We start from the raw sequence: 15,516 nt of genomic DNA, 5'->3' as shown, positions 1-15,516 counted from the left end.
CACACTGCCGATAGCGAGCAGAGGTGCTATTTTTAATAAGGTGCGTATTTATTACTGGTGCCTAAGCAAGCACTCTTTTCCTTGTTTCACTTTCTCATGTATAATTCGCGCCCTTAGATTTAGATATGATCTACTCTTGCTTCAAGTGCTGTGTAAATTCTCTAATTTACTTGGCGAAGAGCCTTTTAAAAATTTTGAACATTAATGTTGTGAAAGTACTATGAAATTTATTGTTAAGCCCCATCCGGAAATTTTTGTAAAAAGTGAATCGGTGCGTAAGCGCTTCACAAGGATTCTAGAGTGCAACATTCGTAACGTTATTCAGCATCGCTGTGAAAGTGTTGCGGTATTCAACCGTCGTGACCATATCGAAGTGACCTCTGAGAGTGACCAGTACTACACAGAAGTGTTAGAGGCTTTGACTCACACTCCTGGTATTCACCACTCTCTTGAAGTTCAACAGTCTGAATTCAAAGACTTGCACGATATTTACGAGCAAGTACTAGAACGCAGCCGTGCTGACATTGAAGGTAAGACTTTCTCTGTTCGTGCTAAGCGTCGTGGTAAGCATGACTTTACGTCTATCGAGCTAGAACGCTACGTAGGCGGCGGTCTAAACCAAGCGGTTGAGTCAGCGAAAGTTCGACTTAAGAACCCAGACGTAACGGTTAAGGTTGAAGTGGCTAACGACAAACTTAACCAAGTACTGGCTCGTCACAAAGGCCTTGGTGGTTTCCCTCTTGGTACTCAAGAAGACCTACTAAGCTTGATCTCTGGTGGTTTTGACTCTGGCGTTTCAAGCTACCTGCACATCAAACGCGGTTCTAAGGTTCACTACTGTTTCTTCAATCTTGGTGGCCCTGCGCACGAGATTGGCGTTAAGCAAGTGGCTCACTATCTATGGAACAAATACGGTTCATCTGCAAAAGTGAAGTTCATCTCTGTAGATTTCGAACCGGTTGTTGCTGAGATCCTTGAGAACGTAGAAGACGGCCAAATGGGCGTTGTTCTTAAGCGTATGTTCATGCGTGCTGGTGGTATGGTTGCAGAGCGTTTTGGTATTGAAGCGTTAGTAACCGGTGAGGCACTAGGTCAGGTTTCTAGCCAAACGCTAACTAACCTTCGTCACATCGATAACGTGACAGACACGTTGATCCTTCGTCCGCTTATCAACTGGGACAAAGAAGACATCATCGATCTTTCTCGTATCATCGGTACTGAAGACTTCGCGAAAGTAATGCCAGAGTACTGTGGTGTTATCTCTAAGAAACCAACAGTGAAAGCGAAGAAAGGTAAACTAGAAGCAGAAGAAGCTAAGTTTAACTTTGAAGTACTGGATCAAGTGATCGAGAACGCTCGTGTTATGGATATTCGTGACATTGAGAAAGAGAGCCAAGAGCAAGCACCTGAAGTTGAACAAGTTCAGGCTGTTGCTGACCACGCTATCGTTCTAGATATCCGTAGCCCAGACGAAGAAGACGAAAGCCCACTAGAAATCGATGGTGTTGAAGTGAAACACCTACCTTTCTACAAGCTAGCGACTCAGTTTGGTGACCTTGACCAAGGTAAAGAGTACCTACTGTACTGTGACCGTGGCGTTATGAGCCGTCTGCAAGCACTTTACTTGCAAGAGCAAGGCTTCAAAAACGTTAAGGTTTACCGTCCATAGTTAGCCTTTGATGGTATGACTTCGGTCTGAGAACACATATGAAAAGCCGCTTACTGAAAAGTAAGCGGCTTTTTATTTATCGGTTGATTGTCATTTTGTCGTTGATAAAGTGGTTTGGCTTCCTTGCTCGTACGGTTTTTTGTCGTAAAAACAAGGCTGTGTGATAAAAAGAATTGAGGTGAGAGTTGTTACCAAAATGTGCAATGAAGTGCTTATATTTGTGTGCGTATGATTGTTTACGTAAGCGGGCGTTAAATTTTGTGATTAGAGTGAGAAAATAGTAAGGATTAATTAGCACAGCTATTGATAAACTTGTTGTTACTTTTCTCTGGGCATAAAAAAACACCGCCATATAGGCGGTGTAAACAAATTTGACAGACAGGTCAAAATAAATACAGGAAGTATATGCCTCGTTTCAGGGTATAACTGCAACAAAACATTTGGTAGAACTCTACCCAACTCGAAAAGTACGAGTTTGCAAACACAACATCGCAGGAGCTAAGCCAATTGATTCTAGAGAGAATCAAGCCGTTCAGGCTAGCTGCTGCGGAATGAAATATAGAATTTCTCTGGCCGCTAGGCAATGGACAAATTATAATGTTTCAGATAAAAAAAACTAATGCTTATTTAGAGAGTAACTATGTCTCGTCGATTACCCCCATTAAACTCGTTAAGAGTGTTTGAAGCCGCTGCTCGACACTTGAGTTTTACGCGTGCTGCAGAAGAGTTGTTTGTTACTCAAGCTGCGGTTAGCCACCAGATCAAAGCACTTGAAGAATTCTTATCTTTGAAGCTTTTTCGTCGAAGAAACCGTTCTTTGTTGCTAACTGAAGAAGGGCAAAGCTACTTCTTAGATATCAAAGATATTTTCACATCACTCGCAGAAGCCACTGACAAAGTGCTAGAGCGAAGTGAGAAGGGTGCATTGACCATCAGCTTACCGCCAAGTTTCGCCATTCAATGGTTAGTACCAAGGCTTGCCGACTTTAATCAGCAAGAACCTGATATCGATGTACGAATCAAAGCTGTGGATATGGATGAAGGCTCGCTAACGGATGATGTCGACGTTGCTATCTATTATGGTCGAGGCAATTGGTCGGGTCTAAGAGCCGACAAGCTGTATCAAGAATATCTGATTCCGCTTTGTTCTCCTTCAGTGCTGCTAGGAACAAAACCATTAGAATCTCTAAGTGATTTGGCATGCCATACGCTATTGCACGATACCTCTCGAAAAGATTGGAAACAGTTTGCTAAACAAAATGGCATCGATGGAGTTAACGTAAACCACGGGCCGATCTTCAGTCACTCAACCATGGTGCTTCAAGCGGCAGCCCATGGGCAAGGCATTGCATTGGGTAACAACGTTCTCGCACAACCAGAAATAGAAGCAGGTCGCTTGATAGCGCCGTTTGATGAGGTGTTGGTGAGTAAGAATGCCTTCTATGTAGTGTGTCACGAGAAACAAGCCGATATGGGTCGAATCGCGACCTTCCGTGATTGGATGCTAGCGAAAGCGCAAAGTGAACAAGAGGAGTTGCTGGATGAATAACATCATTATTGATGGTGAAGACAACCCAATCACCTTTATCTTCGCACACGGCGCGGGTGCAGGTATGGACCATGAGTTCATGCAGTCGGTAGCCAAAGGATTAGCCTTTAAAGGGATAAGAGTGATTCGTTTCAATTTCCCTTACATGATCAAGCGTGCTGAAGATGGCAAACGTCGTCCACCTGATAGAGCCCCTAAGCTACTTGAAGCCTACCAAGAGATCATCGAACAAACCAATGCTGACAAACTTGTGATTGGTGGTAAATCGATGGGAGGGCGCATGGCAAGTCATCTGTCTGAAGTGGATAAAGTGGCTGCTATGGCGTGTTTGGGTTTTCCTTTCCATCCGCCGGGCAAACCAGAGAAATACAAAGGCGAACATCTCGCTGAGTTAACTAAGCCGTGTCTTATTTTACAAGGCGAGCGCGATACCTTTGGTAAGCGTGAAGAGTTTGCTGACTTCAATCTGTCGGATTCAATTCGAGTTGAATTTATTCCCGATGGCGACCACAGCTTCAAGCCGCGCAAGAGCTCTGGCTATACGGAACAGCAGAACATCGCGTTAACCGTTGAAAAGCTATCTGCGTTTATCAAAGAGGTGTTGAATGAAAAGTAAGTATTTACTCACTTTCGCAGGCATTTCTGGTGCGATCGCTGTGATGCTTGGGGCATTTGCTGCACACGGTTTGAAAGCCATCTTGCCTGAGTATCTTTTGGGTGTGTTCGAGACGGGTGTTCAGTACCAATTTATCCATACTCTAGCTATATTGGCGTGTGGCGCTCTGCTACAGATGAAACTTGGCGCTAAATCACAAAAATATTTTTTCATTGCGGCAATTTGCTTTATCATCGGCATCCTTTGTTTTAGTGGCAGCCTTTATGGGCTAGCACTGACAGGAATAAAATGGTTTGGCCCTATAACACCGTTTGGTGGTCTACTATTTATCATTGGTTGGGGAGTCTTCTCCTTCGCTGCTTTGAATATAAAAGAGGTAACTCAGTGAAACACGTACTACTTTATTGTCGCTCTGGTTTTGAAAAAGAATGTGCTGGCGAAATTCAAGACAAGGCAACACAACTGGAAGTGTTTGGTTTTCCTCGCCTAAAGAACAATACAGGCTTTGTATTGTTTGAATGTTACCAAGCAGGTGAAGCAGATAAGTTGATCAAAGAGATCGATTTCCAATCACTGATCTTTGCTCGTCAAATGCTAGCAGTAGCAGTTGAAATCAAAGACCTGCCAACCGATGACCGTATTTCTCCAATTCTTGAGGCGCTTTCTGAAAAAGAAGGCTTCCCACGTTGTGGCGATATTCGTATCGAAACGCCAGATACTAACGAAGCAAAAGAGCTATTGAAGTTCTGCCGTAAGTTTACCGTGCCAATGCGTCAAGCAATGCGTGGCAAAGGCTTGATGACTGCTAAAGACAACGCTAAGAAGCCAGTACTGCACTTGTGCTTCATCGCTCCGGGTCACTGCTTTGTGGGTTACTCTTACCCATCGAACAACTCACAGTTCTTCATGGGCATTCCTCGTCTGAAATTCCCATCAGATGCGCCAAGTCGTTCTACATTGAAGCTAGAAGAAGCGTTCCACGTATTCATCCCTCGTGATGAGTGGGATGAACGTCTGGCTCCGGGTATGTGGGGTGTTGATTTGGGTGCGTGTCCAGGCGGTTGGACTTACCAACTGGTTAAGCGTTCGATGTTCGTTCACTGTGTTGATAATGGCATGATGGCAGACAGCCTAATGGAAACGGGTCAGATTAAGCACCACATGGTGGATGGCTTTAAGTTCGAACCAGACCGTAAGAACGTCACTTGGATTATCTGTGACATGGTTGAGAAGCCAGCTCGCGTTGCACACCTTATGGGTGAGTGGATCATCAAAGGTTGGGCACAAGAAGCGCTATTCAACTTGAAACTGCCAATGAAAGGCCGTTACGATGAAGTACTGCAGGATATCGAGAACCTAAAAGTGTTCCTTATTGAGAACAAAGTGAAGTTCAAGATGCAAGCTAAACACCTTTACCACGATCGCGAAGAGATCACGGTTCATATCCAGTCGCTTTCAAACATCTCACCGCACTAATATTTACGTTAGTGCCGGTCTCAGTATCGAGATAAAGAAAATGCTCCTTTAAGGGGCATTTTTTGTATCTGCAGTTTGGCAATTGCTCAGTTAAATCCATTGTTACAGTCGTGAAAAGTCGCATTAATGAGCCAGCTATGGGTGTTATGACTGTCAACACAGCGGGCATGAAAATCGCTAAATATCTTACATCAGCGGTGATTTGATATGAAAAAAGCCGTAAGTGATCGAGACATACGGCTACCTAATTCAGGGGTGATACGAAGAAGGGTTTATTCAAAGATTCAGCAGCAAAACGAAGTAAGTTTTACAGCCAGAACATCCTAATCGAATTCTGTTTTATTAAAAGTAAGGGAACGTAAGTAAAGAATGTAAATGATAAGAATTATCATTCAAATTGTGTAATATTCACGCCTCCTCACTCGAATCTATAAAATATAAAAATAGAATATGAAACTTAAAGCATTGTCAGTGGCCGTTACGGTTGCCTTAACTTCATTTACAGCGCTTGCTGCTGACGAACAAGAAACCGTTGTTGTTATCGGTTCTGCCCTTGATCAACTTGTTCAGACTGAAATCAACTCTGACACCCTTGAAAAGAAACAAGCATCAGACATTAAAGACGTTCTGAATACTATGCCAAGCGTAACGGTAGACGGAAACGCACGTTACTCTCGTAAAGTGTATGTACGTGGTATGGAAGACAAATTTGCCGTAGTGACCATTGATGGTGCGCGTCAAGAAGGCCAACTGTTCCACCACTCGGGTGATCAGGCGATTGACCCAGCCATGCTTAAGCGTGCTGAAATTGAACTAGGTGGTAACTCTGCGCTGTCTGGTTCTGGTGCGATTAATGGCTCGTTTAGCTACGAGACTAAAGATCCAAGCGACCTTCTTAAACCGGGTGAAAGCATTGGCGCTCGAGTTAAAACCAGCTACCAAACCGCTTACGAACGTTTCGCAACCAACGTTGCTGTGTACGCAAAAGTGAACGACAAGCTTCAGTTCATGGGTATTGCAAACTACTCAGAAGATGGCGACCTGCATATCCCAGATCAGGAAGCGGTGACTTCAAAGCAGGGCGAACTGAAATCTGGCTTGGCTAAGATTGTTTTCATTCCCAATGATGCCAACGAATTCAAGCTGACTTTCAACCGATACAACGATGGCGGTAAGCGTCAATTATCAGGTGAGAAGGCCGGTGCTCTGTATGCTGATGATGAACACAACTACCACTCGCTCAACCGCGATACTGTGACTCTACAGCACGAATACGATGCAGGTAGTGACTTGGTACATCTGAAAACCAATATCTACTACAACCGTCAGTACATGGATCGTGATGCGCTTGTTGATACGGCTTGGGATAAAGATGCGAACGGTAACTGGATTAAAGATGGCACGATTGCTATTCCTGATCGCGAATACAATGTGACGACCATTGGTGGTGACATCCGTAATATCTCTTGGGTTGGCGAGCATGAGCTGACTTACGGTCTTGATGGTTATAAGGCTGAGCAGTGGATTGACGCGGGTGACGGTGTTTACCAAAGCGGTTCTAAGCAAGGTGAAACCAAGAAGTACGGCATGGATGGCGGTACGGTCACTGCTTACGGCCTTTACCTACAAGACATGTATGAGTTCAGCGATTTCCGTTTAACAACAGGTTTGCGTTACGACGTTCATAAACTTGGTGGTGTTTACGATGGTGATTTCGATCAGTTGTCTCCGAAATTCAAAGGTGAATACCAAACCACGGATAACCTAAAACTTCGTGTGGGTTATGGTCGTCTGTTTAAAGGTGCGTCATTGCCAGAAGCATTAACGATGAAAGCGGCACCTGATGTTAACCAGTCTGATACTAAGGCGATGACGGGTAACAACTACGAAGCGGGTTTTGATTATGAACTGACGCGCTTGCTTGCTGCTGACTACGCTATCTTAGGTTTCACGGCTTACACCTACAACCTTGATAACCAAATGCACCCAACCAAGAACAACTCAACACTGGCAAACCAGTATGATGTTGAAGTGTGGGGTGTGGAAACAGTATTGAGCTACGAGCTAGATTCTCTAAGCGTATACGCGAACCACTCATACTCAGACGGTGACCAGAAAGATCTAGAAAATGGCAAGACCAGTCATATGAGCAAAACAGGCATTCACAACTTCAAAGCGGGCTTCAACTACAGCCTAAACAGTGAGTTTGTGTTTGGTTGGGATTCTCGATTCGTTCCGGGTAATGACTACATGGACGAAGATGGTGAACAAGTGAAGCGTGCTGGTTTTGCAACACACAACATTTGGGCGGCTTACACCCCTACGTTTGCTAAAGACCTAGAGATGAACATCGGTATCGATAACCTACTTGATAAAAAATACGCAGAGCACACTGGCTTTGGTATCTCTTGGGGCTCTGATAAGTACACCAGCTACGAAGCCGGTCGTAACTTCAAAGCTTCTATCGCTTATAACTTCTAATCATCCGATTGAGTCCGCTTAGGCGGGCGCCGTAAATAACAAAAAGCCTTAGTGTCGACTAAGGCTTTTCTGTATCTGAGGTTTTGTGAAAATAGAGATCTTGTATATGAGAGCTAAGCGTTCGCTTCGTAGCGAATATCTTGCAGGTTAAAACCTAAATCGATGTCTGTTTTCAGCGCTGAAACCAGCTTACATAAACGAGCTGACTCGATGTGTTCATCGAACTTCTTGCGGTATTTTTTCGGCAAGTCTTCTGCTTGATAAGCGCTTTCAATATCTGGGTAGGTGGTTAATATCTCTTTTGCCGCTTTCGGGCCGACACCTGGAATCCCCGGCACTTGGCTAGAGCTGACACCGGTTAAGCCCCAGTAATCAGCAAGCTGCTCAGGCTTTACACCAAACTCCGCTTCGATAAAGGGTTTGTCTAACCAGCGATGTTGGAAGTAATCACGGATCTGGAGTGTTGGTGATAGCAGTTGGCAGTAGCCTTTATCTGTAGAGATAATGGTGACGGTTTCGCCGTGATCAGCCACTTTCTTTGCCAATGTTGCCACTAGATCATCCGCCTCATCACCATCGGACAGTAACGAGTCAATACCTAATTCCCACCAAGCTTGTTGTATCGCATCAAGGCCTTGCATGAGTGGTTCTGGCATCGGTTTACGATTCTGTTTATAAGCTGGCAGTACTTCAGCACGCCAGCCTCGATCTTGTAAGTGATGATCAAACACCGCGATGATGTGGGTTGGCTTAGACTCAGAAAGAATTTTATTGAGAGTACGAGTTGTCGTGGTGATGGTTCTTGCTATATCGGTTGGATCCGGCTGAACAGAGTGCACGCGTCGGATGAGGTTTAAGGCATCGATAATAACAAGATGGATAGACATAAGTTTCCACTAAATAGGCAATAAAAAAGGGGCTGCTAGCCCCTTATAGTAACGTATCAGTTAATGAGTTGAAACGTTAGCGACGTAAACGTCATAACCTGATTAACTTTATGCCTGCCAATTGGTTATCAGTTACTTGGTCAGAACTTGCTTAGTTATCACTTACTCGGTAACCAGTAAATGAGTGTACCTAATCACTGGGTGCAATTTTATAACAAGGCACATAGTCAGTACCGCCCGGCAGTTTCATTCGATGCTGTTCAACAAAGTCATTCAGCAGTTGGTCCATTTTGGTCATTAGCTCTTTGTCGCCATCGATAATGAATGGGCCGTGCTTTTCTATTTCTAGAATACCTTCAGCTTTGACGTTACCTGCAACAATGCCAGAGAACGCTTTACGTAAATTGGCTGCTAGGCTCTCTGTTTTTTGGTCCATATGAAGATCCAGTGCCGCCATAGACTCATGGGTTGGATCGAACGGCAGTTGGAACTCTGGCTCAATATGCAGTGACCAGTTGTAGCTGTACGCGTCGCCAGTCTCTTTACGGTGAGAGCGCACATCTGGCATCGCTTGCTTCATAATCTTCGCTGCGCGTGCTGGGTCATCAATCACGATCTCATAATGTTTTTGTGCATCAGGACCTAAGGTTTCGCCAATGAACTTATCAATCGAACGGAAGTAAGCTTCGCTCTCTTTCGAACCCGTCAACACAATCGGCATTGGCTGTTCAGCGTTATTTGGGTGCATCATGATCCCTAAGATGTACAGCAGCTCTTCGGCCGTTCCTGGACCGCCCGGGAAAATGATGATGCCATGCGCCATACGAACGAAGGCTTCGAGACGTTTCTCGATGTCTGGCATGATCACCAGTTCATTCACGATCGGGTTTGGTGGCTCAGCCGCAATGATCGAAGGCTCAGTAAGCCCTAGATAACGATGATCAGTATAACGTTGTTTTGCGTGACCGATTGCAGCACCTTTCATTGGGCCTTCCATCGCGCCCGGTCCGCAACCCGTACAGATATTCAGTTCACGCAGGCCAAGTTCATTACCCACTTCACGTGTGTATTGGTATTCGCTGGCATTGATTGAGTGACCACCCCAACAAACGATCAGGTTTGGCTCGATGCCCGGAGTCAGCGCGCCTGCGTTTCTCAAAATACCAAATACTAAGTTGGTGATGTGAGTGGCGTTGGTAAGGTTGAGCCTTTGGTTATCAGCCAAGTGCATGTTGACGTAAACAATGTCACGCAACACGGAAAATAGGTGTTCTTGGATGCCCTTGATGATTTCACCATCGACAAAGGCATGCTCAGGTGGGTTGCTCAGTTCGAGCTTGATACCACGCTCACGGCGGACGACTTCGACATCGAACGACAGATACTTGTCGAGCAACTCTTTGGAGTTGTCGGTGTGGCTACCTGAGTTGAGTACCGCTAACGTACAGTTACGATACAGTTGGTACAGATCACTAGACGCGGTTTTCTTAAGACGCTCAACCTCAAGTTGAGAGAGTAAATCCATGCTACCGGCAGGGCTGATATGAGTGATCATAGTGCCTCCTTGTTGAAAAGAGCAGGGGACGTTGAAGTGACCCTCTGGCTCGAGAGTGAGAAGCAAACGTTGAAAGTGTTTGGTTAAGGGTGAGAGAGTTAACCAGACGAAACGGATACGACAGCGTTGCTTAATGGCTTTTGTAAACTTGCTTAATAGCTCATATGTATCGGCTTAAGAGCGACTATACATAGGTTTAAGAGCGACTTTACAGCATTGCTTGCCAAGAATGCTTGTTAAGCGAATGTTAATCATTAGCTTAGCAAACATTGAGGGAAATGGTATGTGATAAGTATTTGAAAAAATGAAATAAATTAAATCTAGGGCAGGTCTAGTTCCAAACCAACTGGTTAGTACCGCGCTGTTTTGCTTTATTTAGCGTCTTATTGAGTCGCTCTAGCACTTCTTCAGGTGTATCTGATTCTTTAAATTGAGTACTCGCAGCGCATAAGGTAATCGTGATTTGTTGGTCACGGAACTTAAACGGTAGGCGACTAACTTGAGTCTGGATGTTTTGAATCACCTGATGGCAATATTCATCGGTTTGCTCGGGTAGCAACAAGATAAACTCTTCACCAGAAAAGCGAGCCACAGTATCGGTGGTGCCGGTTTCTTTGGTGATGGTTCTAGCGATGATCTTGAGTGCCTTGTCGCCTGCGGTATAACCAAAGCTATCGTTAATGGCTTTGAAGTTATCGATGTCTAGCAGTACCACACGCAGTGAGTGCTGCGCGCGAATCCAGCGGCGGTATTCAAGCTCTAAACGATCGGTAAACGCGGTACGGTTGTAGACCTTAGTCAGAGGATCAAGCAGCATACGCTGAGCCTGATCTTCCAAGCGCTTACGGTAATCTTGGGTGACTTCATAGAGCGAGTCTAACTGAGTCTTGCCGTAACTCATTCTCTCTATTAGAGCTTGTTCTTTCTGCTCCGCGTGATTCAATCTCTCTGAAAGCGAGGCGATTTCACTGAGTAGGGGATTAATCGACATCTTTAAGTTATCGACGTCTGTGGCTTTATCCACTGAGCTTTGGCTTTTAGAAACCAACTCATTCAATTCTGAATTCAGACCTTGGCGGTGCTCGAAGTAGCTTTGGCTCTGGTCGGCATTTTGGTCTGCGGTTTTGATGCTAGACGCAAGTGAAGAGTTAAGCTGATCAATAAACTGTTCAGACTTTTTACGTTCTAGATTAGTGCCTTCAATAACCAGCTTGAGAATTTGAAGCGTCAGCTCAAGTAGGTTTTGTGTGGAAACACCAAGCAGTAGTTTTGCTCGAATATCGGTAAGCAGATCACCCGATTCACCTTCGAAGTCGAGTTCAGTGATCAGATGTTGTAATTCGTTTGATAGGTCGGAAAGGAGTTCTTGCTCTGGAGATTGTGCAGCGTCGGCAAAATGGGTGCGTGAGTTGTTCGCCATAATCTTTATGGCACGCTCATAAATACCGAGAAGTTTCATGGCATGGTCGACTTTCTGACTGCCATTGCATTCGGAGAAGCTAAGTAAGTTTCGTAGGTCGCGTTTCAACTGCGCTGGTAAACCAGTGATGCGTTGCAGCGTTTCCCCACTGTGCTTAATGCTATCGTCCAGATATCCGTTCTGTTTATCCATAGCCAACGTTTTCTGCTTAAGCATCCTTTCTAATACTGCCAGCTTTGGGATCATTGAGCTAATGTCTTTTTGCTTTTCTAGCTCTTCCCTAAGGGCAATGAGGTTTTCATCTAAATGGCTGTTACTGCCAACACATGCATCACTTAAAGATGTGACGATACGCTTTAGAACTTTCTGTTCTCGAATAAATTTGAACGAGGTGTCTCTTTGCGTCAAACGGACCTGCTCCAACTGAGATTTCAGCTGGTGGAGTTGCGCCTGAATGTCTTTTTCAAGAATGCCCATAGATGTATTAATTAGCGCCGCGTAGACCGATCTCGATCATTTTGATGAAATTCCGTTACATCGATAATAACAAAACTAAAAATAAGGTCACGACTTGCAAGTCTTAACCGCTCGCAAATCAGTCATCTTTTAGCATTTTTTTGATGTTGTCCTCATTCTGGTACGACGATTGTATTTTTATTAACCCTTGATTAATCGCATGTTTACACGCTTCTCTTATGTTACCGGTTGCAAGGCTTGCCGCTGGTGCATTGTCGATAGCTTTGAGGTATACCCACTGGCTGCTGCGCTCTTTGAGACTTATCTCACGCGCTAGGTTGGTCGACATCAATAACACGTCAAGCAGCTCTTGATCGTTAATCGCGGTGTAAGCTCGTGGTAAGAATGGGTAATCCGCGATGCCCATGCGAACGGTTCGATTGATGTTGCGTTCTGGTTCGAAATTATTCACCCAAGATTGAATCTTCTTGAACATCGCCTCAGGTGACAAATCACGGTCTGAGTTAGGTTCGATATAAAGCAGGTTGGCGTCCGAGAAGTGGTACACACGAGCAGGGCCTTCCAGCTTTGATTTTAAGAACTCACCAAAAGCGTCTTCGAGCTCGAGACCCGCTTTGTAACCATTTTGCGTGTACATGTTGCGTAGGAACGGCAAATCAATCATCACGAAACGTAAACGATCGTTGAGTGGTTCATGAATCAATTCACCCATCTGCCATTGCTCAAAGGTTTGGCTTGTTTGCTCTAATGAATTTGAAAGCTTCGCATTGAGCATTCTTAGGTTCGGAAGTTTTGAACGTGAGTGCGTAAACAGATCGGTGCGCAGCGAGTCCACTTCCTTGGCTAAGGTTTGAATGATGTAGCCGCGACGCAGCACAAAGAAGAACAAGATAATACTGAACAAGAATAGGGCGAACGATATCTTCTGGAACTTGCGATGCTCCAGTTTGTATTTCTCTAGCTCTTGCGCCTGACCAGCGTAGTGTAGGGTTTGTTCGGCAAACTCTTTCTGTTGGCGGAAGGCATCTTCACCAACACGGTTGAGTTTTTGCTGCTCTAAAGAGACAAGACTGTTGTACTGCTTAAGGTTAGCCAACGCCTGTTGCGGACGACCAGCTTGCTCATAACCTAGAGATAGTAAGTAGTATGAACGTTGCGATAAACGCATGTTCTCGACCTGACGCGAGATCTCAAGCGCACGTGTCGCATGCTTGATGACATCTTCGCTCTCTTGCAGGTGATAAGCCAAACCTGCCGATAGCAGTGCAGCGCGGCCTTCCAGTTTCGGAATGTCAGTGTACTCCAGCAGTTCGAGGGCACGGGTTAGGTACTGCTCTGCAAGAGGGTAGTTATAAAGACGTAAGTAGGTTGCCGATAAACTTAGACGAATATCAATGACTTGGTAGATGTCTCGGTCGGTACTCTCGTGATCCAGAACATTGAAAAAGTGTACTAAGGCAAGGTTGTATTTACCTTGGAAGAAGTACACATCACCCATCTTTTTAAGCACTTGTGCTAATACGGGGGAATTTTCAAAGTTGTCATAAAAATCAGCAGCTTGAGATAGGTGTTCTAGTGCTTTATCTAATACTTGTCGTTCAAAGAAAAGCTGTGCCAGTAGACGGTTTACTTTAGCCAAACGAGAGCTCAAGTTGCCTTCTACCGACTTCCAATAGCCATACAACAACTCAGATAGCGCGTGGTTGTACTCTTTGTGGTTCAGGTAAAACTCACCAACTGAGATGTGGTAGTCGATGGTCACTTTTTCAGAGTAACGCTGGTCGAGATAGGTCTTTGCTTCTTGGTAGAACTTTTCCGCTTCATCGATCTTGTTATCGTAAGAGGCGATATCGGCTTTCAACATGATCAAGCGATAGGTAATACCTTCCGTCAGACGTAAGGTTTTATTCACCGATTCTAGGTTTGTTTCAATATTGGCAAGATCTGCCTTTGCTTTGGCTGACTTTCGGTCACTTAGCCAAAGTAAGCGTACTTTTAGGATCTCTAGATCCAGTTTTAGGTACTCAAGCTTATAGGTTTTCGCAAGCTCAGAGGCTTTGTCGATGTGCTGAATTGCAATACGAATGTTGCCAAGGTTGTACTCGGCTTTCGCTAAGATCTTGTAGGCATCGATGCTGCTGTTTGGCGTTCGAATCGAAGAGTCTGTCTCTTCGCGAGAAATCGCCGAAGGGCTTTTCTCGCGCTGATCAGAAAGGACACGAAGCGTTAGGTAGCTGTTGGCCATTTGTTTTGCTTGGCTCGGCTCGATCTCAACCAAGTTATTGGCTTCGTTGAGCAGCGCCGATGAATAGACCGACGCATTAACCGATGTGCTTAAGCTTAAAATAAATAGGCTAACGACGTATAACCAACGCATTTCAATGTCCCTTTAAAGATGAGGTAGTTCCAATAAGTGTGTGTCTTGAGCCTATTATTGGCGAGCCATACGCTTGTTGTGGCTTGGTCTATCTTGCTCTGTTGAACGGTATGGGTTGATATCCAGACCACCACGACGCGTGTAACGTGCGAATACGGTTAGCTTCGATGGGCCACAGTATTTCATTATGTCAGTGAAGATACGTTCAACACATTGTTCGTGGAATTCGTTGTGTTCACGGAAAGAAACTAAATAGCGTAGCAGAGCTTCACGGTCAATTTGCTTACCTGAATATGCGATCTCAACGCTGCCCCAATCCGGTTGGTTGGTGATCAAACAGTTCGACTTCAATAGGTGGCTGTGCAGTGTTTCTTCTACTTCCTGTTCGCCAGCAGCGCCTTCAAGCAGTGATGCTTCAAAGTCGTAGCTAGTGATTTGGATGTCTTGGTTGTCGATACATTCGCCTTCCATCGTTACGATAGGTTGGTTGGTGTAGTCGGTTACTGAGTTTACATTCACAATGACGGTTTCGCCTGCACATGCTGACAAATCTTGGGTCAGTCGCTCAGTTACTTGTTCCCAGTTTTCGAATTGAGTCTGGTTGTAGCTGTTTAGGTACAGCTTGAAAGATTTTGATTCAATTAAGTTTGGGCTCGTTGCTGGGATGAAAACTTCACCCACGGCGACTTGTGGTAGGCCATTCGTGTTTAGCCACGAAAGTTCGTACATCGTCCAAATATCATGACCAACAAAAGGCAGTTCACCGTTTAGCGCAAGATCATCACGATTCAAGCTACGAGGTACTGGTTGCAATAAACTTGCATCGTATTGGTTAGAGTACTCAGTTTTTTGGCCTAGGGTTAAACCCGCTAGCTCTTTTGCGTCAGAATATTTGCTCATACTTTCGTTTCAAATTCGATTAGAATGGGGTCGATTTTACTGAATCCCCATTACCCTGTCATTAAGTCATCGCCTAATCGACACGGAAAGGGCTCGGATTCTATTTATT

Annotated in this window: 11 protein-coding genes; 6 read left to right on the top strand and 5 right to left on the bottom strand. The window is 44.8% G+C overall.

The features are described 5' to 3' along the window. Positions 1-220 precede the first annotated feature (220 nt). From thiI to L0992_12435, 6 genes are all read left to right on the top strand, one after another. Complete coding sequence (gene thiI, locus L0992_12460; protein XGB66526.1) at positions 221-1,669, top strand: tRNA 4-thiouridine(8) synthase ThiI; 1,449 nt, start codon at positions 221-223, stop codon at positions 1,667-1,669. 640 nt (positions 1,670-2,309) lie between these two features. Further along, positions 2,310-3,218 (top strand): transcriptional regulator GcvA, encoded by a 909-nt coding sequence (locus L0992_12455; protein ID XGB66525.1) that lies wholly within the window; start codon positions 2,310-2,312, stop codon positions 3,216-3,218. Next, entirely contained in the window at positions 3,211-3,834 is a 624-nt protein-coding gene (locus L0992_12450) for an alpha/beta fold hydrolase (GenBank protein XGB66524.1), read from the top strand. The genes L0992_12455 and L0992_12450 overlap by 8 nt, the downstream gene beginning before the upstream one ends. Further along, positions 3,824-4,222, top strand: coding sequence for a DUF423 domain-containing protein (locus L0992_12445; GenBank protein XGB66523.1), 399 nt, complete (start codon positions 3,824-3,826; stop codon positions 4,220-4,222). The genes L0992_12450 and L0992_12445 overlap by 11 nt, the downstream gene beginning before the upstream one ends. After that, positions 4,219-5,310, top strand: coding sequence for a 23S rRNA (cytidine(2498)-2'-O)-methyltransferase RlmM (rlmM, locus tag L0992_12440; protein ID XGB66522.1), 1,092 nt, complete (start codon positions 4,219-4,221; stop codon positions 5,308-5,310). The genes L0992_12445 and rlmM overlap by 4 nt, the downstream gene beginning before the upstream one ends. A 450-nt stretch (positions 5,311-5,760) precedes the next feature. Next, positions 5,761-7,791 (top strand): TonB-dependent receptor, encoded by a 2,031-nt coding sequence (locus L0992_12435; GenBank protein ID XGB66521.1) that lies wholly within the window; start codon positions 5,761-5,763, stop codon positions 7,789-7,791. A gap of 113 nt (positions 7,792-7,904) precedes the next feature. On the opposite strand, the gene xni is transcribed toward L0992_12435, so the two are convergent. From xni to queF, 5 genes are all read right to left on the bottom strand, one after another. Next, positions 7,905-8,678 carry a flap endonuclease Xni gene (gene xni, locus L0992_12430; protein XGB66520.1) on the bottom strand — a complete coding sequence of 258 codons (774 nt, stop codon included), beginning with the start codon at positions 8,676-8,678 and terminating at the stop codon, positions 7,905-7,907. Between the two features lie 190 nt (positions 8,679-8,868). Beyond that, positions 8,869-10,233: a nucleotide 5'-monophosphate nucleosidase PpnN gene (ppnN, locus tag L0992_12425; GenBank protein XGB66519.1), complete on the bottom strand. Its 1,365-nt coding sequence runs from the start codon at positions 10,231-10,233 to the stop codon at positions 8,869-8,871. A gap of 331 nt (positions 10,234-10,564) precedes the next feature. Further along, positions 10,565-12,130 (bottom strand): GGDEF domain-containing protein, encoded by a 1,566-nt coding sequence (locus L0992_12420; protein XGB66518.1) that lies wholly within the window; start codon positions 12,128-12,130, stop codon positions 10,565-10,567. Between the two features lie 118 nt (positions 12,131-12,248). After that, positions 12,249-14,507 carry a tetratricopeptide repeat protein gene (locus L0992_12415; GenBank protein ID XGB66517.1) on the bottom strand — a complete coding sequence of 753 codons (2,259 nt, stop codon included), beginning with the start codon at positions 14,505-14,507 and terminating at the stop codon, positions 12,249-12,251. 54 nt (positions 14,508-14,561) lie between these two features. Further along, positions 14,562-15,407, bottom strand: a complete 846-nt coding sequence (queF, locus tag L0992_12410) for an NADPH-dependent 7-cyano-7-deazaguanine reductase QueF (protein XGB66516.1) — start codon at positions 15,405-15,407, stop codon at positions 14,562-14,564. Positions 15,408-15,516: the final 109 nt, after the last annotated feature.

The sequence above is a fragment of the Vibrio pomeroyi genome (assembly GCA_041879425.1).
GTDB lineage: Bacteria > Pseudomonadota > Gammaproteobacteria > Enterobacterales > Vibrionaceae > Vibrio > Vibrio pomeroyi_A.
Note: the sequence above shows the minus strand (reverse complement) of the source record. Positions and strands in the feature narration are given on the sequence as shown.